Source organism: Providencia sp. PROV200, assembly GCF_049901995.1.
GTDB classification, from domain to species: domain Bacteria; phylum Pseudomonadota; class Gammaproteobacteria; order Enterobacterales; family Enterobacteriaceae; genus Providencia; species Providencia rettgeri_E.
Genome location: NZ_CP096307.1, coordinates 3694968 through 3719789, shown reverse-complemented (window position 1 = coordinate 3719789; position 24822 = coordinate 3694968). Strand labels below are relative to the sequence as shown.

Genomic DNA, 24822 nt, shown 5'->3' with positions numbered 1-24822 from the left:
ACAGCATGAACCAGTTTTTGATTAAACCTAAAGTCCAATTCGGTGCTAACGCATTGGATTTTATCTCACAAATGAGTGCTCACCATGCCTTTATCGTCACTGACAAAGCGATGGTGAAATTTGGCTTAGCTGATGAAGTCACTCGCAGGCTAACCCAAAGTGGCATCGCATTTTCGATTTACGACGATGTTGAGCCAGATCCCGATATTTCAGCCATCGTTAAAGGTATGAAAATCATGGATAGGCAATATCCAGATGTGGTGATTGCACTCGGTGGTGGGTCGGTTATTGATGCTGCGAAAGCTGTTATTTACTCCCTCTGGCACACGAAAAAAGACGTCAATCGAGTTAAACCGCAGTTTATCGCGATCCCAACTACCAGTGGGACGGGCTCGGAAGTCACTTCGTTTTCAGTGATCAAATCCCAGTCTGAAAAGTTGGTTTTGGTTGACGAATTTATGTTGCCAGATGTCGCCATTTTAGATCCCGCACTGGTGAAGTCAGTACCCGCTTCTATTACGGCTGACACAGGTATGGACGTGCTGTGCCACGCGCTAGAGGCCTATGTTTCTCGTACTGCATCTGACTTTTCTGATGCCTTAGCTGAAAAAGCGGTGCAATTAGTATTTGGTCATTTAATTGACTGCTATCGGGACGGTAGCAACTTAGTGGCACGCGAAAAAATGCACAACGCTTCATGCATTGCGGGAATGGCCTTTACTAACGCATCACTTGGGATAACGCACAGCTTAGCCCATGCATTAGGCGGTGTATTCCACATTCCACATGGCCGTGCAAATGCGTTATTGATGGCGCAAGTTGTGGCTTTCAATGCAGATTTAGAAGGACGTTGTGATAACGAAGCCGCGAAACGTTACGCCCATCTCGCGAAAAATTTAAATTTACCCGCATCAACGATTCGTGAAGGCGTTGAAAGTTTAATTATGGCAATCAACGTATTGAAAGATGAAATGAATATGCCAAAAGGCATTCAAGCAACTGGTACCAATGAATTCGATTTTAACGCCCGTTTAGGGGACATGGTTGGGCAAGCACTGCGCGATAGTTGCACTCCGACCAATCCACGGGATGTGAGCAAGGTGCAACTGGAAGTGCTGTATAGACAGTCTTTTTAACAGTTAACGCTTTTATGTGATGAACAACAAACTAGAAAGAACATCAGGATAGGCTAACATGAATAAATATGCTTTGACCCCACGCGTAAAAATGCTGGCTGAACGCTTAAGTGCCCGCAATAGCTCAATTATTACTGAACGTGCCAATATTTTAGAAGCGCTTGGCAACCAACTATCTGGCGCACCGCAGGCAATTAAACCTGCACAACGTTTTTATGAGTTTATCCGCCACTTTCCTACATTTATTGGCCAAGATGAGTTGATTATTGGTAGCCAATCATCAACCCCACGCGGAGCCATTTTCCATACTGAAAATGAAATCAACAGCCACAGTATTTATACCTTTTTAGCAGGCGATAGCACAGTTGATGCGCCTGATTACTTAGCAGTTTTAAATATTGGTTTCTTGGCTATCAAAGCCCAATTAGAAAACAAAGTCAGAAACATTGGCAGTGCAGTTAGCCGTAATAGCATTGATGAAGCGAATAACTGCCGCTCAGCAATTTACGCATGTGATGCGGCCATGCATTTTGCACAAGCTTTAGCGTCTAAAGCAGAGAGCATGGCGGCAGCAGAATCTAATCAATATCGCCGTGCAGAATTGCAAGAAAGTGCAGCCATTTTACGCAATGTGCCAGCAAAACCCGCGCAAACCTTCAAAGAAGCTTGCCAAGCCTTCTATTTACTGCAACTTATTTTGCATTTAGAAAATGGCAGTTATGCAGTTAACCCAATGGGATTCGATAAAGCCGTTTATCCATTCTACCAACGCGATATTGAACAAGGCCGCTTAACCCAAGCACAAGCTTATGAGATTGTAGAAAGTTTATGGTTGAAACTGGCTGAACTGTCTGAAGTTCGTTCAACCAAGCTAGTCGATGGCTACCCCATGTTCGATGCATTGAAAGATGGCATTTATCTGAATGACCCGCGTGTCTGCATTAACGAATTATCTGCCATGATGTTATCTGCTCATGAAAATATCAGTGCTATCAATAATGGATTGAAAGTTCGCTTATATTGTGGAAAGAACAGCGCTCAGCCGCAATACGCCGCGCCAAATGGCAGCTATGTTGCTCCAACGGCACAAGCGGAAACTGAATTCAACGTGATGGAAGGCTTAACGCCTCGCTTACAACGCTTGCGTAACCGTTACTTAGAAGCGCGTCCAAGTGTCTCTATTTATCGCGCACTCGCCTTCACTGACGTCGTTAAAAATAACCCAGGTTTACCGCCAATTCTATTGCGTGCGAAAGCTTTCCGCCGCGCTTGTGAAACCGCGCCAATCTTAATTCAGCCAGAAGAACTGATTGTAGGTCATCCATGTGGTAAAGCTCGTGCGGGGGCTTTCTCACCGGATATCGCATGGCGCTGGGTGGTCGAAGAACTCGATACCATGAGCACGCGTCCACAAGACCCGTTTGTTATCTCTGAAGAAGACAAAAAAGTGATCCGTGAGGAAATCGCGCCATTCTGGGAAGGGCGCTCACTGGATGAAATTTGTGAGGCTCAATACCGCGAAGCGGGGGTATGGGAATTCAGCGGTGAAACGTTTGTCAGTGATTTGTCTTATCACCAAATCAACGGTGGTGGCGATACTTGTCCGGGTTATGACGTGCTGTTATTCACCAAAGGAATGAATGGCATTAAAGCAGATGCTCAGGCGAAACTGGCTGAATTAAGCATGGAAAACCCTGATGACATTGACCGCATTTATTTCTATAAAGCATCAATTGAAACCTGTGAAGGGGTGGTGGCGTATTCACACCGTATTGCTGCCCACGCTCGCGAACTAGCGGTGTTGGAATCAGACCAAAAACGCCGCGAAGAATTGCTGACTATCGCACAAGTCAACGAAAACGTGCCAGCGAACCCACCGACGACGTTACAAGAAGCATTACAGAGCATTTGGACGGTTGAGTCACTGTTTGAAATTGAAGAAAACCAAACCGGTCTTTCTTTGGGACGTCTTGACCAGTACTGCTTCCCAATGTATGAAAACGACATCAAAACAGGCCGTTTAACCCAAGACCAAGCATTGGAAATGATGCAGGCGTTTATCATTAAATGTGCTGAGTTAATGTGGATGTCGAGTGAGCTGGGTGCGAAATATTTTGCCGGTTATCAGCCATTTATCAACTTAACGGTGGGTGGACAAAAACGTTCAGGCGGTGACGCTTGTAACGACCTGACCTACTTGATTATGGATGCGGTTCGTTTCGTTAAAGTGTATCAGCCATCGCTGGCATGCCGTATTCATAACCAATCACCACAGAAATACATGGAAAAAATCGTTGATGTTGTGAAAGCCGGTATGGGCTTCCCTGCCTGTCACTTCGACGATTCCCACATCAAAATGATGCTGCGTAAGGGCTTCGACTTTGAAGATGCGCGTGATTACTGCTTGATGGGCTGTGTTGAGCCACAAAAATCAGGCCGTATTTATCAGTGGACTTCAACGGGTTACACCCAATGGCCAATTGCGATTGAATTCGTATTAAACCGTGGTCGCATGGTGTTATTCGATAGCTATCAAGGTTTAGATACCGGTGATTTACGAGACCTGAAAACATTCGAAGACTTTGATAATGCAGTGAAAGCGCAGATTGCTCATATTGTTCGCTTATCGGCTATCGGTACCGTCATCAGTCAACGTGTCCACCGCGATGTGGCACCCAAACCATTAATGTCCTTGCTAGTGGAAGGCTGTATGGAAAAAGGGAAAGACGTTGCAGCGGGTGGGGCGATGATCAACCACGGCCCAGGGCTGATTTTCTCTGGTCTGGCAACCTATGTTGACTCCATTGTCGCGATCCGCAAATTAGTTTATGAAGATGGCCGCTACACCCTTGAGCAAATTCGTGATGGCCTGCTAGCCAACTTTGAAGGCTACGACGAACTGCGTCGTGACTGCTTAAATGCGCCTAAGTTTGGTAACGATGATGACTATGTTGACCAATATGCACTGGATATTACGGAGTGGACAGAGCGTGAGTGCCGTAAGTACGACATGCTGTATTCAACACTGAGCCACGGAACCTTATCTATCTCCAACAACACACCGATTGGTGAGTTAACCGCCGCGAGTGCCAATGGTCGCTTGGCGTGGATGCCGCTATCCGATGGTATCAGCCCAACACAAGGTGCGGATAAACAAGGCCCAACTGCCATTATTAAATCAATCAGCAAAATGAATGTTGAAACGATGAACATTGGTATGGTGCATAACTTTAAGTTCTTAAAAGGCTTATTGGACACGCCAGAAGGCCGCCACGGCTTAATCACCTTGCTGAGAACTGCGTCTATCTTAGGGAACGGGCAAATGCAGTTCAGCTATGTGGATAACGAAATGCTGAAAAAAGCGCAGCAAGAGCCTGAAAAATATCGTGATTTAATCGTTCGTGTCGCAGGATACAGTGCTTACTTCGTTGAACTCTGTAAAGAGGTTCAAGATGAAATTATTAGCCGTACTGTAATTGAGAAGTTCTAAACCCATGTAGGCAGGTATGAATCTATACCTGCCATTTCATACCAGCTATTTCATAACAACAATAATAAATTTTGATTTATAAACATAGTTTTAGAGGTGCAATGATGAGCGCGGCAGAGATGAAAGGTCGGATATTTAATATCCAAAAATACTCGATTTATGATGGCGACGGTATCAGAACGCTGATTTTCTTAAAAGGGTGCAATATTCGTTGTCCATGGTGCGCCAATCCAGAAGGGTTAAGCAGTCAGTTCCAAGTGATGTTTTCCCACGACAAATGCGTCAACTGCGGAAAATGTGTTGATGTCTGCCCTACAGGGATCCACTACAAAACTATTAATGAGCAAGGTGAACAAATTCATCGAGTCAATCGTAGCATTGACTGCATTGGCTGCCGTAAATGCGAAGAGGTATGTATTGGTGGTGCATTAGACATCATGGGGAAAGATGTCACGGTCGCCGAAATGATGGAAATCATCATGCAAGATTATGATTTTTATATTTCTTCCGGTGGTGGCGTGACAATCGGTGGCGGCGAAATGAGCCTACAAACCGATTTTGCCGTTGCGCTACTGCGTGAGTGTAAAAAAATGATGATCAACACCGCAATAGAAACCCAAGGTACGACATCGTTAGAAAACTATGAAAAGTTAGCCGAAGTTGTCGACCTATTCCTCTATGACATTAAACATATTGATACGGCGCAGCATAAAAACCTATTCGGTATTGGCAATGAAAATGTCCGCCGTAACCTCGAAAGATTGGTCGACCTCGGCGCTAACATCGTGGTCAGAATGCCCTTAGTTCGTGGCTATAACGACTCGTTTGATGCCATTACAGGGGCGATTCACTATGCGATGGAATTATCCAAACGCGGCAATGTAAAACGCATTGATATTTTACCTTATCACCAGTTGGGCCGCGGCAAATACGACAAACTGGATATGATTTATCCCGTTAAACAAGACCCAACCTATAGCGCAGAAGAATTAGACCAACTTGAAGCATTCTTCAAACAATTTGATTTCGATATTCGACTGGTTCGTCATTAAGTAGGAGAGACAGATGAAAAGTTTAGGTGTAATTGAAACTCGGGGACTGACATCCGCCATACAGGCTGCGGATGCGGCATGCAAAGCGGCCAGTGTAGAAATTGTAGGTTATCGAAAAATCGGTTCTGGACTGGTATCCGTTTGTTTTCAAGGCGAAATCAGTGCCGTTCGCACCGCAGTTGACCACGGCATTGAAGTGATCGCCAGTAGCCAACTATTAGTCGGCTCATTAGTGATTGCACGACCTGAAGAAAGTGTGATCAGCAAATTGCTTACTGTAAAAAGTAAAAAAGGCGAATTAGAGAAAAGTGTTGAAGCAAAAGCAGAAAAACTAGTGGAAAAAGCGGTTGTTGAAGCCAAAACTGAAGCACCAGTAGCTGAAGTTAAAACCGATATCAATGTGAAAGACATCAAAAATGACCCACGTAAAGGGAAAAAATCATGATGAATGAGCAATTGATGGGGAAAATACTGGCTCGGCTTTCAGCCTATACACAGGCACAAAATGGCGTTTCTAACATCGCTATCCCTGTTGGCATATCTAACCGTCATGTTCACCTTTCACAGCAGGACGTTGAAGCCTTGTTTGGTCAAGGCTATCAGCTGACGCCATTTAAAGATTTAAAACAGCCGGGGCAATTTGCGGCGAAAGAGTGCGTGATGGTAGTGGGACCAAAAGGGTCAATTAGCAAAGTCAGAGTGCTAGGGCCTGTTCGCCCAAAAACACAACTGGAAGTGTCTAAAGCCGATTGTTTTGCCCTTGGGATTAAAGCGCCAGTGAGAGAGTCAGGGGATATGACGAACTCGGGTAATGCGTTACTGATTGGCCCTGCAGGACATGTCAATCTTGAGTCACAAGTCATTTGTGCTCAGCGTCATATTCATATGAGTGTGATGGACTCAAGAGCCTTAAATGTGGTGAATGGGCAAAAGGTGAATATCCGTACTGAAGGTGAACGCAGCTTAGTTTTCGATGAAGTTATCGTGAGGGTTGATGAACGGTTTTCCCTTGAGTTTCATATCGATACCGATGAGGCAAACGCAGCAGGATTACGTAATAACGATAGCGTATTCATCGCGGGTTAAGGGATGGTGGCAAAATGAACGAAAAGCTGATTGAACAAATTGTGCAGCAAGTTTTACGTCAGTTAAAGCGACAGGTTTTGGTGGTTTTATCGCCAGTTGAGGGGTATCAGCAAGCGATTTACCGAAGGCTGGCACAGCTAGATTCTATTTCTTTTTCCTTTTATGCCACCGCATCCATGCTTCAGTCTTCTGATGTTGAAAAATGGGCTGAATTGGGAAGTGTTGTAGATAAAAATGTCGTCTCAATAAACACGTTAAGTCACTATGGCAGTCTATTTTTACCATTCATTGATGCAAAAGTAGTGGGTGAAATTGCCAATGGTTTATTTGTCAGTGAAGAAAGTGAATTGGTCTTGCATGCATTATCACAAAACATGCCAATATTTGCCTTGAAATACCATTGTTGCCCTGAAAGTGAGTTAAGTCAGGTTTTAGGTTTAAATAAAAACGAAAATTATAATCGTCTGATTAAAGAAAATATCAGTAAGGCTATTAATTTAGGAATTCGTTTCGGTTCATTAAACGAAATAGAAAAAAACTTCTTCATTAATGAAGTTACTGAAGATTTAAAACCTGAACTAAATAATAAACATCCAAATCGCTATATTACTTTAAAAGAAGTGATGAATAACCCTAGGGGGTGTTTTGCGAATGAAAATAAATTAACGGATTCAGCAATCGATTATTTAAAGTCTCTGAAAAAATAAGGCTATTTAATTAAATTAAAAATTAATTCTAATCTTTCTATTTATCGTAGGAGTATTATCTATGTCCCCTAAAGCAAAAGCATGGCTTTGGATGCTGGCGGTTATTATTTCTGAAACCTCAGCAACATCGACCTTAAAAATGTTTGATAACAGTGAAGGTATGACCAAATCATTATTATTAGCATTAATTGTTGTACTGTATGTTATTTGCTATTACTCACTTTCCCGCGCAGTAAAATATATTCCTGTTGGCTTAGCGTATGCAACATGGTCAGGTACGGGGATCCTAATGGTTTCAACCCTTGGTATGCTATTTTATGGACAACATCCCGATACTGCAGCCATGATTGGCATGGCGGTGATCGCAAGTGGTATTGTGATCATGAATCTATTTTCCAAAATGGGCTCAGATGATCCAGAAGAAACCGAAGCATCTCAAGATGACACTGAGTCTTCATTATTATCTGCAAAAAATAAGACAGCGCATTAATTTAAAGCTAAGGGGAATATTATGTTTACTGGATTTCTATGGTTAGCACTTTCTATTGGCTCTGAAATAACGGGCACCTCAATGATTAAAAAGACCAATAGCTTTAGTAAATTGGGGCCATCTGTATTAGTCATTATTGCGTATTGTTTGTGTTATTTCGCTTTAACTCGTGCAATGGGCTATATCCCAGTTGGTGTGGCTTATTCATTATGGTGTGGGTTTGGTATTGTCGGTGTGACACTCGTTTCTATGGTTTTATATAAACAAAAACCCGATTTTCCAGCGGTATTCGCGATGGGGCTCATCATTAGTGGTGGGATTATTATGAATACATTCTCAACGATGTAATTGATTCATTGTTGCATTCTTTCTTTCGTTCATTGTTTGGCCCTCCATGTATTTTCGTGAGGGCTATTTTTTTATCATCCGTTTTTATCATGCGATAGTATGACTGTTTCACGATACAAAGTGATGGTTTGGCGATAAAAGAAAGGATCTATCCTATGTTAATTTACGTTCTATAAATAATCTAATTAGGAAAAATGAATGAACATAATTGAATGGGACGATTTTACTCGGGTTGAAATGCGCGTCGGTACGATTATTAGTGCAGAAGTGAATATTAAAGCTAAAAAATCCGCTTATATTATGGAGGTTGATCTCGGCGAATTGGGTATTAAGCGTTCAAGTGCACAGATCACCGTCAATTATACGCCTGAAGATTTGATTGGTAAGCGAGTGCTGTGCGTGTGTAATTTTGAAGTAAAGCGTATAGCAGGCATTAAATCTGAAGTATTGATCACGGGGGCGCCTGACGAAACGGGGGCGATCGTTCTTGCTGAATTTAACCTGCCTTTGCCAAACGGTGCTTTATTAGCATAATACTCGTTATACTTCGTGTTAATACATTAATTTGATATGGCTTTTTGGTTATACTTACTTGGTTCAGTGGGGCCATATTTAGGGTCTCGCTTGCTTGCCGCCTAGTGTCGTCGGTGCCATCACTGCTATTTATTAGTAAAAAGGTTATACTGCTATTCTCTGTATCAGTAGGAGTGTGACCCTTTGCGATTACCTGAACTACATTTTCGCCAATATTCAGACGAAGTCATTTCTCATCAACATGATGGGCAGTGGCAAGTCGTGTTGTCGTTATCTGGGCAGATGGAAATCAATATGTATCGGCAACATTTCTTGTTAAATGCAGGGAAGGGCGTCGTGATCCCTCCGAGTGTCAATCATGCATTTAGTGGCCAGCTAGGAAATCAAAATTATGTATTAGAAATGCCAAATACAGCGCAGTGGGCATTAAATGAAAAGATGACACAATTCACTCTGACTCCAGCCGCAGTCGGTCTTTTGAGTTGGTTACAAAGTTTTCCACAAGCCCCCGAACATAATTTTACCGTTGCTCGTCTATTATTGGCTCAATTAAAACCTGAAAATAAGTGGATTGATGAAGTTTCTCAATGGGTGGAGTTGCGTTTGCATCATCCTATTAGTTGTGAAGATATGGCGATTGCTTTTTGTATGTCGGTGAGTACATTGCAGCGGCGAATAAAAGCAGAAACACAATTAACAGCGATGCAATTTCTATTACAAAAACGCATGGAAATCGCAGGAAGCTTATTACTAACAAATACTTCAATAGAACAAATTGCATTATCTGTCGGTTATGAGTCTCATTCGGCATTTAGCCAAGCTTTTCGTCGATTTTATGGCAGAACACCAAATGAATATCGAATTCAGGGCGTTAACTTAGTACCTTGTAAAAATTAGCAGCTTTGCTAGCCACCAATCTTTACAATATTTGCTATCTACAGCATACGGATCCCTTCAAATGGGTTCCAGTTATCCAATCCTTTGGTTTCTTTAATATAGTAAGCATAGTTGGCAACCATGGCCCACAGCGCTGACATACCGACAGATACCCCAGTAAAGACGGCGTTAGGAATCGTTCCACCAATCATAAAATCAATAATATTCAAAACGATAGCAACCCCAAGAGTGATGCCAAGCATCACTAACCCTTTCTTCCATAGCCCTAAAATCAAGAAATAAATAATGCCGAAGAAGAAGGCAAAAATGTTCATATTAATGAGAATACGCTCACCGAAAGAGGCCGCTTTTAACGCTGCTTTGAATTCAGGCGTATCTGGAGCACCATGCTTATCAAAGAAATCGAACCGTTTTTGCCATTTATTAGAATATTGTTTCTGTTCCATCTTCATCCCTTATCTATTTATACTTATAAAATCGGGATTGATAATACTTGGATGCTTCTATAAATGCAGGAGGGATATTCTTAATTTGACTATTACAGAGTTTTCTTAATAAAAGGGTAATATCTTCATTTACTGAGAGATCGGCTTACTTAGCATTATTTTGTATCTGATTTTCTTGTTATTTGTTCAGAAATTGAAACTGCATAGTTGCCATGTAAAAAATCGGTATTGACATTGGCTTGTTTGAGCTTTAATTCGAGTAACGCTAACTGTTTGCTTATGGATGTGTAATTTGGGTCGTCTATAGATAAGCTTTGTAGCATTTGACTTAACGTTAATGCATCTTTTCTTTGTTGTAATTCTACAGGCAAATAGCCTGAGTTTTTTAATATCCGATATCCAGCCCTAAGTTCAGGTGGAATTAAGCTATCGTCTTCGAGCTGCAGTGGCTTGCCTTCCCCATCTAAACTCGATAATTCCCCTTTATTCAGTGCGGCTTGAATATGGCGCTCAGCCCAAAGGTCGATAACTGACATGATAGTGGCTCCAAAAGTTGATTTTTTACTATTATAGCCCTCCATATCAATATAAAGGAAGTTGGCAGATTATTCTTTATTATGGTTATTATTCCGAGTTATCAGTAAGGTTTTACCGAGGGTTTATAAATGAAGGGTTGGTTATTTTTATAAAATAAAACGGCTGAAAAATGATGTTTAATTAGTGATAAATGAGGTAAAAAAGCGAAGAATAATATGAAAATTGTTATATTGACCACACTTATGGAAATTAATTTATCTTGTTTATTTTGGTCTTAATTTTCGCCTTTATATAAATAAGTGATATTAATAACTAGTTGGGGTAAATAATTTCTAATTATGTTGAATTTTATGTCTAATTTGTATGATTTTTGTTGGATTGAAATTATCTGTTTGTAAATAGCAAAAAGGAAAAACATTGTGTAATGTCCGTTTTGCTTGTTTATAAGGAGAAAATATGGAACAAAAGAAACAAGAGGGAAGCCGTTTTTTGCGAACGGTTGAGTGGCTAGGTAATGCACTACCACATCCCGTCATCTTATTTATTATTTTAATTGCAATTTTATTAGTTTCTTCAGCAATTGGTCAGTATTTTGGTGTCAGCGTGCCAGATCCTCGCCCAGAAGGGGCGAAAGGGCGTGCAGAAGACGGTATTATTCACATTGTCAGTTTATTGGATGCTGAAGGGATCCGAAAAATTATTGCTAATGTCGTTACTAACTTCACCGGCTTCGCGCCATTAGGGACGGTATTAGTTGCGTTATTAGGGGTTGGAATTGCAGAACGAGCCGGTTTGCTTTCTGCGGCCATGCGTTTGGTTGTAACCAAAGCCCCACGTAAATTAACGACGATGGCGATCGTGTTTGCAGGTATTATGTCAAACACCGCGGCAGAACTGGGCTATGTGGTACTTATTCCGTTAGCCGCTATCATTTTCCACTCATTAGGACGTCATCCTTTAGCTGGCCTTGCCGCTGCATTTGCAGGGGTTTCAGGCGGTTATTCAGCAAACTTATTATTAGGTACGGTTGACCCGTTACTGTCAGGTATCACCCAGCAGGCTGCGCAAATCATTGACCCGACTTATATTGTGGGAGCGGAAGCGAACTGGTACTTTATGTTTGCGAGTACGTTTTTGATTACTATTTTAGGTTACTTGATCACAGAAAAAATAGTTGAGCCACAGCTTGGTCCATACACTGGCGGTGCAGTTGACGAAGATGAAAATAGCCTCTATGCCTCAGCAAATGTCACTCCGCTAGAGAAAAAAGCGTTATTTTGGGCATCAGTGACGTTTTGGGGATTAGCCGCGATTTTGGCGTTAATGGTGGTACCCGAAAACGGAATATTACGTAACCAAGATACTGGGTTAGTCAGCAACTCGCCTTTCCTAAAAGGCATAGTGGTATTCATTTTTGTGTTCTTTGCTGTCCCGGGTATTGTGTACGGCTATATCGCTAAAACCATGCGTTCTGATAAAGACATTGTTGACGCAATGGCAGGGGCAATGAGCACTCTTGGCTTATATCTGGTTATCATTTTCTTTGCCGCACAATTTGTTGCTTTCTTTGGTTGGACAAATATCGGGCAAGTTATTGCGGTTAAAGGTGCCAATTTCTTAAATAGTATCGACCTTCACGGTGGGGTGCTGTTTATTGGCTTTATTCTTATTTGTGCTTTTATCAACTTAATGATTGGCTCTGCATCGGCTCAGTGGGCTGTCACCGCGCCTATTTTCGTCCCCATGTTGATGTTGGCAGGTTATGCGCCTGAAACTATCCAAGCCGCTTATCGTATTGGGGATTCGGTAACCAATATTATCACGCCAATGATGAGCTATTTTGGGTTGATTATGGCGATAGTGGTTAAATATAAAAAAGATGCAGGAATAGGGACATTGGTTTCAATGATGTTGCCATATTCCATCATTTTCTTCATTGGCTGGTCGCTGTTCTTTATTGTGTGGGTATTTGTATTGGGTATTCCTGTAGGTCCTGGTTCCCCAATTTATTTCACACCGGGAAGTTAGCCTTTTGATGTGTAATTAGAAAATCATTGGTTGCCCTATTTTAGTTCATTAGGTTAGGGGCAACCAGTGAGGGTATAAAGTGTGATTTTGTTGTTATGAGCAGAGAATCTAGATTAAATAAAGATTATAAAAATAAACTGCCGTGAGTGAAGCAGTTTATTTTACCAAACACCAATAATCATAATGTCACGGTAATAAATAATTTTTTAAATAGTGTAAATGGTTATTTAACCGAGAGACTAATGCGGAACTAATTGATGGTCTGTCAACATACTTCTGTAGTTGTTTAATATCGTCCTCGGTAAAAGTTTTGTAAACCTGTTGCAGTGCGAGTTCTTTATACTCATCCTCTAAAAAAGCGGCTTCAAGGGAACAAAGAGTGATGTCTAATAATTCGATGCGTGTAAATTGAAAAGTCTGTTGGGCGATTTGGTATTCTTTGTTGATATCTGTACCAAAAATCCCTGCATCATCAGTATTAATCGCAATACGCACTCCCTTATCATACAGTTTGCGAATAGGGTGTTGATGAATATCGCCATTTAACTCAGGGACTAATATACGGTTACTTGTCATCGAGATTTCTAAGAGGATCTTGTTCTCAATTAATTGCTTTATTAAAGCCTCATTATCAATGGCGCGAATACCATGGCCAATACGTACAGCACCAGCTTTAACTGCATTTTGTATTTGCTGGTCTGAACCAATTTCACCTGCATGGTATGACCGGCCCAGCCCCAGTTGTTTTGCTAATTGGTGGCTCATGGAAAAATCAGCAAATTGGTAGCTCAACTCATTACCTGCAATATTAAAACCAGTTATTACATCATGGGGATTTTGCTGAACAAACTGGAGCGTTTGATAGACAATATCAGGACCTAAATGCCTGACTCCCACGGCATGTAACCTGACAATTAAAGGATACAACTGATTCACATCCTCAATGGCTCGTGTAATGGCTAATAGCCTATCCATATAGCGCGTGCTGTCCCAGGATACTTTCCCGTTAACTTCACTGGCGCTCATATGATAGGGGGAGATCAATAATTCGCAATAAATTAGCCCTTGCTGCGCATTTCGAGTGAGATAATCTTCGGTGATCAGATAGTAGTCATCTGCGGTTTGAATGAGTGAAGCAACACGATCATAGATGGTAATAAATTCATTAAACTGGCTTTCATCATAAAAATAGCGCCCATCAGGAAATTGTATATCATCATACTCCCCTACTGGATAAAATAACGATGATGGTAAATTAATGGCATTATTCATGGCTAATTGCTTGGCAATTTTAGGGGTAACCGATCCTTCCAAATGCTCATGTAAAATGACTTTAGGTAAATAACTCTGTTGATCTATGTTCATTTCTTTCTCATTTTATGTGATAAATAACTAGGCTATTTTGAGTAACTCGTTTTTTATTTTTTGGTAATATTGGTTATTAATAATAAATTTGAACATTAATAACCCGACTAACAAATGAAATATTGCCGGTATTAATGTCATCATGAGTGATATGCCGATAAGGGATGACACTGTTTGTTCAACATCGGGTTGGTAGCCTATATAAGCTAGGGCAAAACCTAAGGCACCACCTGCGACCCCCATTCCAAATTTTTGGAAAAATAAGATGCCACCAAAAGCCAGCCCAGAAACTCGAGTTCCTGTTTTTACTTCACCATAATCGACAGACTCAGCAATCGATGACCAAAAAATAGGTAGTTGTAAATCACATAAGAATGAAACGGCAAAATAGAATATAAAGGCGAGAGCAATATCGCCCTGTCCCACCATAAAGTACATTAATGTGCTAAATAGAAAGGTCGCGATTTGGGAATAACGAAACAACTTTATTTTATCATAAAATTTAGTCATCCATGTACTCACAATCATAGCTAACACCGAAGCAATCACTCCTGTGGTTAAGAATGCAGGAATTAAGCTATCGCCACCGGATAAATAGTATTTAGCATAATAGGCTGATACAGATGCGCGGATCGTCCCACCACACATAATTAATGTCAGAACAATACCTAAAATAATCCACTGGTCGTTTTTAAATAATAATTTTACCTGCTGTTTTATTGGTGTTTTTTCTATATTTACAGAGACCCTTTCTTTGGTGGAAAAAAAACAGAATAAAATAAGTACCGTACCTAATATCCCCATAATGGCCATTGAGCTCTGGTAGCCTTTAGCTAATTGTCCTTGGCCAAAATACACCGCCATTAAGGGCACGATGATAGTGACAATAAAGGCAGCTATTTTGGTCATGACAAAACGATAGCCATTTGCACTCAGTCTATCTAATGGTTCGTCACTAATAACACTAATGAGAGAAACATAAGGAATGGCAATAAATGTATAGATAATGGTAAGTAAGATATAGCTTGCATACGCCCAAATTAGTTTACCTGTATAGGCGATATCAGGGGTGACAAACATTAAGTAAATAGCAAAGCCGAATGGGACAGCCAAAAAGAGTAGGTAAGGGCGATACCGTCCCCAACGCGTATTTATTCGATCAGTAAATATGCCAATCATTGGGTCAACTAAAGCATCAACAAAGCGAACAATAATAAATAAAACACCAGTGTCGGCCGCAGACAAGCCATAAATATCAGTATAAAAATACGCTAATAATAGTTGCATGGAGATCATGACAATGGCAATTGCCATGTCACCTGCACCAAAGCCAACTTTTTCATAAATAGATAGTTTCATCTTATTTAACCTTTATAGAGCGGCATGATAGTTAGCTTTTAATTCCTTACTACCAAGCTGCGCTTTTATTTGCTTTGGAATAATTACGTCCTTGTATTTTTGATAATCAAAAACTATATGATATTCCTGTTCTTAATCTTAACTGGCGGTTATCACTGTATTTGCTATATCCTTTTACATCACCGATTGCAATATAAGGTGTCCAATTCTCGATGGTATATTGGACTTTAATATCTTGGGCATAGTCGCGTTTTTTATTATCCCAACGTACATTTTCAGTGTCATACCAAACAAAGTTGTAGGTGATCCCAATTGGTAAATCTTTAGGGCGCCAGTCATACCAAAAATCGGTTCTATAAGTTTTTTGTTTATCCGCAGAATTACTGGAACTTGGATGATCTAAATCCACACGGAATCTTGAACGAATGCGATGGTCGGCATTAATTTTATAAGCGACTTCAAGACCGGGCTCATAGGTTGTCCAATAACTTGAACTATAGACGGAAAAAGTGGGGGTAAATGTCCAATTCTTTAAAGGTTCAAATCGAAGTGGATAATTTAAGATAATACCATGACCATTATTTTCAAAATGACCCCAACTATCACGGTTAGCGGGAAGTTCCCCTCTTTTATCATTGTTTTTTTGTTTCCACATTAATTCAAGGTGTACATCTAGTCCACTATCAAAAAAGTACCCCATTTTAACGCGATCATTGGAAACGCGTTGCTTAGTTAAATATTCATTACGGTAATCAAGGTAACCACCACCTGCATACGAGGATGAGATGAAAATAGTCGTAAAAACTAGGGTGCTTAATGATAAGTAATAGGGTTTTCTTCGTGAACATTCGGCTTTATTTTTTTGATTAAACATATTTCATTCCTTATTCTCAATTAACATTATTTATATTTTTTCTCTCTGTTTGATTTAGAGATTAATAATATTGGTATATACCAAAACAAACCATTGTTTAAATTGTGAACGATGTCACTAATAAATGAAAATAAAAAATAACCATTTGTTTTTATTGATAAAAATATTAAATTTTGATTTTGATCGCAAAAAATAGCAATAATAATTGTTCTTTTTCTTTTTTAGTTAACAATATTGGTAGTTACCAATCTTAGAGATATAAATAATGTCAAAAAACTATATTTTGAAATATCAGGAAATTTATCTGGATATTAAAAATAAAATTGATCAGCAAGAATGGCAGGAGGAGGATGTCATTCCAACAGAGCGGGAGCTTGCTGAAGTTTATCAAACTAGCCGTACCACGATTAGAAAAACCATTGAGTTACTGAAGCAAGATGGTTATCTGTTTAGTCAACATGGTCGAGGTACATTTGTTTTACCAGAGAAAAGCCGGTTATCTAGGCGCTCATTGCACAGTTTTACCGATGATATTTCGTCTCGAGGTGGGACTCCATCACAAGAAATTTTGGAAATTGGGTTCGTTCCTCTTAGCAATATAATTAGGCAAAATTTGCAATTATCGCTACATGAACGCACTATTTTTCGTATTAAACGTATTCGTTTTTCAGAAACAACCCCAATGGGGATCCATACCTCATATATACCGTTACCGCATAATATGCCTATCGAAAAAGAAACGCTTCTTGAGTATGGTTCTTTATATAAGGTATTGAAAGAAAAATATAATTTATTTCCATTGGAAGCCTATGAGTCAATTAGTGCTCGTTTAGCCTCTTCTTCAGAGCGAAGTTTTTTAGAGTTGGATCATGAAGGGGTCGTACTCGCTTGTACTCGAATTACATTATCTGAAGCACTAAAACCAATGGAATACGTTGAAATGGTTTATCCCGCGAGCCGCTATACCTACAACATGAAAATCAATCGCGATAGTTTTGGTCGCAATAAATAATTAAGGATAAAAAATGCAACTTACTCAGAAAGTTATTTATAACAAAATATACGGCTCACTCGCTGCAGCAGGCATGGGAGATGCGCTTGGTGCACCCACGGAGTTATACAGTATTGATGAAATTATCGCTGCTCATCGAGGCTTTCTAGACCATTTTATTACACCGCCTAAAGATACATTCGCCGGGTCATTAAACGGGGTCGCAGGTTTAATTACCGATGACTCAAGTCAAATGTATGTTTTATCAGAAGGTCTCATCTCTGCGGGTTATAATAGATTTACTAACCAAGATTGGGTGAATTGTTTATTACGCTGGGCGGATATGCAACCTTATGCAAACTATAAGGGGCCGACCACTGAACTGATTGTTAATGCGTTAAAATCAGGGCAAGCAACTAACACAATAGGCCGCATAGGGACTTCTGAACGCCAAGCGCCAAATATTGGTACGACAAATGGAGCTGGTATGCGCATTGCGCCTGCAGGGCTTATTTATCCAGGGCAGCTAGACAAAGCCTGTGAACTCGCAGCATTGACTTGCATTCCGTCTCATGACACCAACATCGCGATAGCGAGTGCCTGTGCTATTGCGGCTGGTGTGAGCCAGGCAATGATGGTGAGTGCAACAGTAGAGTCTGTGGTTGAAGCGTGTTTATACGGTGCACGGTATGGTGAAGTTTTAGCTAAAAAAATAGGGCGTGTTGTTGCTGGGCCAAATATTGAAATGCGTATTCAATTAGCCCTTAGAATCGCCCGTGAAAATACAGACTTAGAGATTTGCTTAAGACAGCTTGAAGGATATGTTGGAAATTCCGTAGCGGCACATGAATCTATTCCAACGGCTATTGGGTTATTTGCATTCACTAAAGGTCAGGTTTGGGATGGCATTGTTGCTGCAACAAACGTAGGAAATGACACCGACAGTATTGCCACGATGGTAGGGGCCATGGCAGGGGCACTACAAGGGTTTGATAGTCTTCCACAAGACCAGTACCAGTTCTTTAGCAAAGTAAACAGCCATGATTTTGATATCCCTAAAATTGCACAAGGGTTATCAGAGCTCGCATGGCAAGCTTTGCAGGGTGAAGCGCAATGAAAGCCATCATGCCATTAGATAAAACATGGCAAGAGATAACAAGTACGCCTAGGGTTCTGGCGTACTTATTGGAAGAACCTCATCTTGTTCGTGAGTTAGCAATTGGTATCAAACAACAAACAATCACACAGATGTTGTTTGTTGGTTCTGGTGACTCCTATGCGATTGCTCAATTCATAGCTATATATTATGAAAAGCAATTAGGTATAGATTGCAAAGCGATTCAGTCTTATGAGTTTGTCAATGGGGCACGCCTGCTCCTGAAGGATAGTGTCGTTTTTATTATTACAGCCAGTGGTCGTCCCTCACCGGTTATCGATGCTTTAGCCATTGCCTCAGACTCAAGTGCATTTGTTGTTGTAGTGACAAATCATAAAAATGACAGGATACGTGAACAAGCTAATTTTGTGTTGTATACCGGTGCAGAAAAGCAAGGGATTCCCACTCAAAGCACAACTGCAAGTTTATTGCTATTAATTCAATTATCTATTTATCTGAAGTCATCAGATATTAATGATGCTTTAGCTGAGCTCCGATTAATCGTTGAGAATCTGGCCGCCCCGATTATTCAGAAAAAAACTATTGAATATCAGATAGACAGAAACTACCCATTCGAAGCTGCTCATGTATTCCTATCAACAGGAATAACCTCTTTTATTGCCGAAATGGGGTGCAATTTACTCGCTTGCGGGCCACAATTATTAGCCCATTCATTCCTTATAGAAGAATATCACCATAGTTTACGCCTTCTACATGACAACCATTTACGTCGTTTTATTCTGTTACTTAGTGATAAAAAACATGAGTCTATTTTCTTGAATACTGCAAAAACATTAGTTGCACAAGGGGCTAGCGTCATATTGCTATCTGCTTATCCACTAAAAGAAAATGACATGAATGGTTTTATGGTAATAACTTTTCCTTGCAGTACTTCAACGGAATTTAGCTTTTATAGCCTCAATTTTTTACAAGTTTTATCTCTAAAGCTCGCTGAGCATTGGGTCGCTCAAGGTGGCGTTAGAGCTTTTAGCAATAACTAAAGAAAGGGAATAATAATGAAAAAATATGATGTTGTTGCGGTGGGCGATGCCAATATTGATCTCATGTTTAGAGTGCCTAGTTTGCCAAGATATGACAGTAAAGTCGTCGGTGAAAAAATTAATGAATGCGTCGGAGGGACAGTCGCTAATAGCGCTTGTGTTCTTGGGCAATTGGGCTCTAAGACTTTATCCCTTTCATCGGTGGGGGATGACAATTATGGGCAAATGATTTTAAATGACTTTAAACGCTTCCGTGTCGATACGTGTTTTGTTGAAATTATTCCTCGTCTTTCTCCGAATTTGGCCATTATCTTCCTTGATCATAGTGGAGAAAAGGCATTGGTATTTTCCCCCGGTGAAGAAACTAAAATCAATCAGGCGAATTACACTCAGGCAATTAAAGAAAGTAAGGTGCTGTATACCATGCCGGGGAATATTGAAAAATTCAAATACATGTCTGAAATCTGCCAAATACATGACACTAAAATTGCAGTGGATATTGAGCCTCATATCGCGGACACCCAAGATAAGCTTGAAACGATTTTAACCGCTAGCAATATCGTTATTTTCAATTTAGAAGGATTTCTTACCTGTACAGGGCTTGAACTCACTGTTAATGCATTACGACATTTGGTTGTGCAATATCAACTTGATGTGATTGTTGTCACTTGTGGTGCGCAAGGCGCTATCGCTGTTACAAAAGATAGCGATGAGAAACATGATGGCTTTTGTGTTGACGTGATTGATACCACTGGGGCTGGAGATACCTTTAATGCGTCTTTTATCCACGCCTTACTTGCAGAAATAACATTGAAAGAAGCATTGGCTTTTGCTTGTGCATCAGCCGCTATTTCTATTGGTTATTTGGGGGCTCGAAACTCCATATTAACCAAAAGTAAAGTTGAAGAATTTATTAACGATTACAAATAATATTAATCAGGGGTAATTATGAAGAAAAAAAATAAATCATGGAAACTAGTTGCTAGCCTATTTACTGCATCGACTTTATTTTATAGTCAATTTTCAACCGCACTCGAAAAACTTGACTTTATAGGGGAATATTCACTTCCGACGAGTACATCATATCAAGATGTATTATTTGGAGGTGTTTCAGGGTTGTATTTTGATGCTGAAAAATCCATTTATTATGGTATCTCTGATGCACGAAATACTAAACAAGAAGGTGTTTCTCGCTTTTATACCTTAACAATGAATATTGATAAGCAAGGGATTCATAGCGTCAATATTATGGGCATGAAAAACCTTCTCGATAAAGACGGTAAAATTTGGTCAAATGGGCAAGTTGATGCGGAAGGAATTGCACCAACGCCAAATGGAAAGGGCTTGTTTTGGACATCTGAATTAGGAAGCGCATTACGTATCACAGACTTTGATGGCTCATTTATTGCTGATTATAATGATGTTATCCCCCCATACTATAATGTGTTAGGTATTGCTGATAAAACCTCGAAAGTTGGTGTTCGTTCAGGAACTAGTTTTGAGGGAGTATCTCTCACGCCAGATAAAAAAAATGTATTTATTTCTGTTGAAACGGCATTAAAACAAGATGGGCCTATTTCAACGCCATTAAATTCTAGCCCTGCTAGGCTATTGAAATATGATGCAAACTCACAAACCAATGAATTAACTTTAGTGGGCGAGTATATTTATAATATTGATCCTATTCCTGACGTGTCTGAGTTTGCAGTTAATGATAATGGCGTTTCTGATATTTTAGCCGTTAATGAACATCAATTGTTATTTATTGAGAGAGCGGGTCGTAATGCCAGCAAAGGTTATGATGATTGGGATTTTAATATTCGAGTCTATTTAGGAGATATTTCTAAAAGCACAAATATTAAAGGTATGGAAACACTGAGCGATATTAAAGAAAAAAGCCAATTTCAGCCAATAACGAAGAAACTACTCATCGACTTTTCTGATTATACCAAGACCCCAGATAATATTGAAGGTATTACTTTTGGCCCAGTTATTGATGGACATAAAACCCTGGTTTTTGTTACTGATAACAATTTCCAATCTTACCAAAGCAATAAGTTTTATGTTTTTATTGATAGCAACGACATATTGAAGTAATTCTATAAGGATGTTTGATAATGAATAAACTTATTCGTTCTACAAAACAATATGCAGCTCGCCTTGGTTTTGCACTGCTGACTCTGTTGTTGATTAGTTGCTCAGCACCTCAGAAAAGTTCATATGTTACACTATTGCACACCAATGACCATCATGGGCACTTTTGGCAAAGTAAGCACGGTGAATATGGTCTTGCAGCGCAAAAAACACTGGTGGATAGTATCCGTGAAGAAGTTTCTAAACAAGGCGGGGAGACTTTTTTGTTGTCAGGTGGGGATATTAATACAGGTACTCCAGAATCTGACTTACTCAATGCTAAACCTGACTTTATCGGTATGAACCTCGTTGGTTATGATGCGATGGCAATTGGCAACCATGAGTTTGACCATCCTGTTGAGTTATTAAAGCAACAAGAACAATGGGCAAATTTTCCTTTTTTATCCGCCAATATTTATGATAAAACCACGGATCAACGTTTATTTTCCCCTTACGTAGTATTAAAAAAAGGGAATGTAAAAATTGCTTTTATCGGTGTAACGACACCAGATACCCCAAAACTGGGTAGTAAAAAAATCTTACAGAATGTGCGCTTTACTGACCCGATTACTGAAGTTAAAACGCTATCAACCCAGATAAGAAAAGACAATATTGCAGATATGGTCGTGGTATTATCCCATCTTGGGTACTATGAGGATGGTAAATCAGGGACGAGTGCTTATGGCGATGTTGAGCTAGCTCGCGCACTAAGCCCAGGAGATATCGATGGCATTATCAGTGCACATTCACATTCAACACTTTGTATGGTAAAGGAAAACTCCATTGATCTTGAATATAAAGTGGGTGAAGATTGCCGCCCAGATTATCAAAATGGAGTCTGGATTATGCAAGCAGGTGAGTGGGGTAAGTTTGTTGGCCGTGCAAACTTTCAAATTACTGAGAATAAAATCACACTGTTAAGCTATCAGATGCTTCCTGTTAATCTAAAATATACCGTAAAAGACTCGGACGGCAATAAGCAATATGTTTATTACACGGAAGAAATTAAAGCGGACCCGAGTGTGATTACAGAATTGACTCCATATCAGCAACAAGGGGAAGAAAAACTGGGTGTGATTATTGGAAAAACTGAGAATTTACTACAAGGTGACCGTCGCGTTGTTCGCCATCAACAAACAAATCTCGGCAAACTAATTATACTTGCACAAATGTGGAAAACAGATGCTAATTTTGGCTTGATAAGCAGCGGAAGTATTCGTGCACCAATAGAGCAAGGGGATATTACATACCGTGATATATTAACCGTTCAGCCTTTTGGTAACTCAGTCGGTTTTGCTGAAATGACAGGAAAAGAATTAATACCTTATTTAACAACGATTGCCAATATGACTCCTGGTGCAGGAGCATATCCACAATTCGCTAATATTACTTTTGACCTTTCTGATGGGAAATTAAAAAACATTAAGATTGCAGGTAATCCTATTGAACTAAACAAAACCTATCGCTTTAGCTTGCCAAGTTATAATGTAAATGGGGGAGATGGTTATCCAATTATTACGGATCGATTCATGAATACAGGCTCTATAGATGCAGATATTTTAAAAACGTATATAGAAGAGAATACGCCTATTAATCTTTAATAATTTAAAAAACGCCTCAAATTATTCTTATGCTCGATAGCGTGGCGGAGCCAATCTGAGGCGTCACTATATTATCTATTTTTTACATAGCTTATGATTTTATTAATTAATGGATTCTGTTTTTCATTTGATAAATCAATTATTTTCTTTAGTTCTAGCTCATTGATTGGGATGGGTGAATAATATGTTTCACCTGATATTAAGTCCCTGTAAGGGGTTTTTTTAGGTACTGAACTTTCAGGGATTTCTTGTAACCTGACGACTAAGGCTAAGGTTTTATAATTAAATGTCGCCTCATCAATTTCAACAACTTTAAATCTTCGATCCGCGAGAAATATTAACTCCTCTCTATCTGGAGCGGACCAAGGAGCTACATTTCTTGCCGTAATAAAGTCGATTTCAAAAATAAATAATCAACATGATACATAGATGGATTTAGAATTAAATATAGTTCATAACTAAAACAATACAAGTTAAAATTTTATTAGTTAATCTCACTCAGATACATCATCAGTAGTGTAAACTATAAATGATACATATTAATCACTAATTAACTTAGTGATTATATAATATTTATTATATTTATAATGAAAAAATTCGGTATTTAAAAGATAAAAAATAATTTTATATTTTTATTCTATGAATATATTTGAAAGGATTAATCTCCCCCTTCCCATAAATAGTCTTTTAACTTTATCTTATCATTTGCATTAAAAACAATACCTTCATGTATAAGGGCTTGTTTATGGCGTAGATAGCATTCTCCCGTGACGGACAATTTTCCCTGACTATTAATAACACGGTGACAGGGCAGGGTACTGCCAGGTGGAATATTTCTAATTGCGCGGCATACCTGACGAACATGAGCAGGGTAACCCGCCATTTTAGCGAGTACGCCATATGTGACGACCCTGCCACTAGGGATATTTCCCATAATGCTATAAATGATATCTTGAAAAGATGGCGCACTGTTCATGGTGAATGTCTTAATTATGATGAGGAATTATCAGTCTATAAGTATAGGCAATGCTAATAACTATTCTGTTCTAAATTGGTTTTATTGGCAAATACTCATGGCGATTACGCTAAACCAATAGGATAGGGGAGCAACTGGCAGTTTAATATTGGTGGTAGTACTGGATATTTATGAAACAGGGTTTTGTTCAGCGATAAAAAGCAAAAACCCGCCTTTTGGGCGGGTTCTTTAAATAAGTGGTGCCGGACTCGGAATCGATTTTTCATTATAACTAGTTGTATTTAAAAATATTAATTGAATTTGATTTTATTTATACCCTCTTTTGTACCCTCGGTCCGTTTGGTGGGTTTTGTTGAGCACGGTTGGGGCGATAGAGCGCAGCAAATAGATTGTTTTTTGCACAGATGACAGGTGTAATTATAACGTATTCGAATCCTTTTTAAGTATACATTTAATGGGGATCATGTTCATGTTAATTGTTTCTAGTATGAATCATGGTATTGCCAATTTGACATGTTTAATGATGTCTTATTGTGTCATTTTTGTTTAATTCCTCAATGTCTAATTCAGTTAAGATCCAACGGTTTAATATGTGCCATTGGATACTAATCAAAG

At 39.6% G+C, this 24822-nt stretch carries 23 protein-coding genes; 17 read left to right on the top strand and 6 right to left on the bottom strand.

Annotated elements, in window-relative coordinates:
* The first annotated feature begins 5 nt into the window (after positions 1–5).
* The 10 genes from M1E86_RS17145 (at position 6) to M1E86_RS17100 (ending at position 9740) form a co-directional block, all read left to right on the top strand.
* A complete protein-coding gene (locus M1E86_RS17145) occupies positions 6–1136 on the top strand; it encodes a 1-propanol dehydrogenase PduQ (protein ID WP_213913624.1) in 1131 nt (376 codons plus the stop codon).
* A 58-nt stretch (positions 1137–1194) separates the two neighbouring features.
* Positions 1195–4626: a choline trimethylamine-lyase gene (cutC, locus tag M1E86_RS17140; RefSeq protein WP_213913622.1), complete on the top strand. Its 3432-nt coding sequence runs from the start codon at positions 1195–1197 to the stop codon at positions 4624–4626.
* Positions 4627–4727: 101 nt separating this feature from the next.
* Positions 4728–5678, top strand: coding sequence for a choline TMA-lyase-activating enzyme (gene cutD, locus M1E86_RS17135; protein WP_213913620.1), 951 nt, complete (start codon positions 4728–4730; stop codon positions 5676–5678).
* 13 nt (positions 5679–5691) lie between these two features.
* A complete protein-coding gene (locus tag M1E86_RS17130; protein WP_125890531.1) occupies positions 5692–6123 on the top strand; it encodes a BMC domain-containing protein in 432 nt (143 codons plus the stop codon).
* Positions 6120–6764: a phosphate propanoyltransferase gene (locus M1E86_RS17125; protein WP_426099179.1), complete on the top strand. Its 645-nt coding sequence runs from the start codon at positions 6120–6122 to the stop codon at positions 6762–6764. The genes M1E86_RS17130 and M1E86_RS17125 overlap by 4 nt, the downstream gene beginning before the upstream one ends.
* A 14-nt stretch (positions 6765–6778) precedes the next feature.
* The gene (locus tag M1E86_RS17120; RefSeq protein ID WP_213913617.1) at positions 6779–7471 is read left to right on the top strand and encodes a hypothetical protein; all 693 of its coding nucleotides are present in this window, start codon (positions 6779–6781) and stop codon (positions 7469–7471) included.
* 61 nt (positions 7472–7532) lie between these two features.
* Positions 7533–7961: a DMT family transporter gene (locus M1E86_RS17115; RefSeq protein ID WP_213913615.1), complete on the top strand. Its 429-nt coding sequence runs from the start codon at positions 7533–7535 to the stop codon at positions 7959–7961.
* Positions 7962–7982: 21 nt separating this feature from the next.
* Positions 7983–8309: a DMT family transporter gene (locus tag M1E86_RS17110; RefSeq protein WP_042845455.1), complete on the top strand. Its 327-nt coding sequence runs from the start codon at positions 7983–7985 to the stop codon at positions 8307–8309.
* Positions 8310–8507: 198 nt separating this feature from the next.
* Complete coding sequence (locus tag M1E86_RS17105) at positions 8508–8843, top strand: tRNA-binding protein (RefSeq protein WP_213913613.1); 336 nt, start codon at positions 8508–8510, stop codon at positions 8841–8843.
* 183 nt (positions 8844–9026) lie between these two features.
* Positions 9027–9740, top strand: a complete 714-nt coding sequence (locus M1E86_RS17100) for a helix-turn-helix domain-containing protein (RefSeq protein WP_125890526.1) — start codon at positions 9027–9029, stop codon at positions 9738–9740.
* Positions 9741–9778: 38 nt separating this feature from the next.
* On the opposite strand, the gene M1E86_RS17095 is transcribed toward M1E86_RS17100, so the two are convergent.
* Both M1E86_RS17095 and M1E86_RS17090 read right to left on the bottom strand, forming a co-directional pair.
* Positions 9779–10186, bottom strand: coding sequence for a DUF2628 domain-containing protein (locus M1E86_RS17095; RefSeq protein WP_125890525.1), 408 nt, complete (start codon positions 10184–10186; stop codon positions 9779–9781).
* A 155-nt stretch (positions 10187–10341) separates the two neighbouring features.
* Positions 10342–10722 (bottom strand): DUF1992 domain-containing protein, encoded by a 381-nt coding sequence (locus M1E86_RS17090; RefSeq protein WP_125890524.1) that lies wholly within the window; start codon positions 10720–10722, stop codon positions 10342–10344.
* Positions 10723–11179: 457 nt separating this feature from the next.
* Between M1E86_RS17090 and M1E86_RS17085 the strand changes: the two genes are divergently transcribed.
* Positions 11180–12751 (top strand): AbgT family transporter, encoded by a 1572-nt coding sequence (locus M1E86_RS17085; RefSeq protein WP_102138017.1) that lies wholly within the window; start codon positions 11180–11182, stop codon positions 12749–12751.
* Between the two features lie 186 nt (positions 12752–12937).
* On the opposite strand, the gene add is transcribed toward M1E86_RS17085, so the two are convergent.
* From add to M1E86_RS17070, 3 genes are all read right to left on the bottom strand, one after another.
* Positions 12938–14116, bottom strand: coding sequence for an adenosine deaminase (gene add / locus M1E86_RS17080; RefSeq protein WP_125890523.1), 1179 nt, complete (start codon positions 14114–14116; stop codon positions 12938–12940).
* Between the two features lie 27 nt (positions 14117–14143).
* A complete protein-coding gene (locus M1E86_RS17075; protein WP_213913611.1) occupies positions 14144–15475 on the bottom strand; it encodes an MFS transporter in 1332 nt (443 codons plus the stop codon).
* A 106-nt stretch (positions 15476–15581) separates the two neighbouring features.
* Entirely contained in the window at positions 15582–16349 is a 768-nt protein-coding gene (locus tag M1E86_RS17070; RefSeq protein WP_213913609.1) for an oligogalacturonate-specific porin KdgM family protein, read from the bottom strand.
* Positions 16350–16614: 265 nt separating this feature from the next.
* Here M1E86_RS17070 and M1E86_RS17065 point away from each other — a divergent pair, with 265 nt between their 5' ends.
* Genes M1E86_RS17065 through ushA form a run of 6 tightly spaced genes read left to right on the top strand, consistent with a single transcriptional unit; the run spans position 16615 to position 23231 of the window.
* A complete protein-coding gene (locus tag M1E86_RS17065; protein WP_125890520.1) occupies positions 16615–17361 on the top strand; it encodes a GntR family transcriptional regulator in 747 nt (248 codons plus the stop codon).
* Between the two features lie 13 nt (positions 17362–17374).
* Positions 17375–18457, top strand: a complete 1083-nt coding sequence (locus M1E86_RS17060; protein ID WP_213913608.1) for an ADP-ribosylglycohydrolase family protein — start codon at positions 17375–17377, stop codon at positions 18455–18457.
* A complete protein-coding gene (locus M1E86_RS17055; RefSeq protein WP_213913607.1) occupies positions 18454–19497 on the top strand; it encodes an SIS domain-containing protein in 1044 nt (347 codons plus the stop codon). Before M1E86_RS17060 ends, M1E86_RS17055 begins: the two co-directional genes overlap by 4 nt.
* A 15-nt stretch (positions 19498–19512) precedes the next feature.
* Entirely contained in the window at positions 19513–20427 is a 915-nt protein-coding gene (locus M1E86_RS17050) for a carbohydrate kinase family protein (RefSeq protein WP_213913605.1), read from the top strand.
* An 18-nt stretch (positions 20428–20445) separates the two neighbouring features.
* Positions 20446–21594 (top strand): esterase-like activity of phytase family protein, encoded by a 1149-nt coding sequence (locus tag M1E86_RS17045; protein ID WP_125890516.1) that lies wholly within the window; start codon positions 20446–20448, stop codon positions 21592–21594.
* 32 nt (positions 21595–21626) lie between these two features.
* Entirely contained in the window at positions 21627–23231 is a 1605-nt protein-coding gene (gene ushA, locus M1E86_RS17040; protein ID WP_426099481.1) for a bifunctional UDP-sugar hydrolase/5'-nucleotidase UshA, read from the top strand.
* Between the two features lie 658 nt (positions 23232–23889).
* Here ushA and M1E86_RS17035 read toward each other — a convergent pair.
* A complete protein-coding gene (locus tag M1E86_RS17035) occupies positions 23890–24207 on the bottom strand; it encodes an MGMT family protein (RefSeq protein WP_125890514.1) in 318 nt (105 codons plus the stop codon).
* Between the last annotated feature and the right edge of the window lie 615 nt (positions 24208–24822).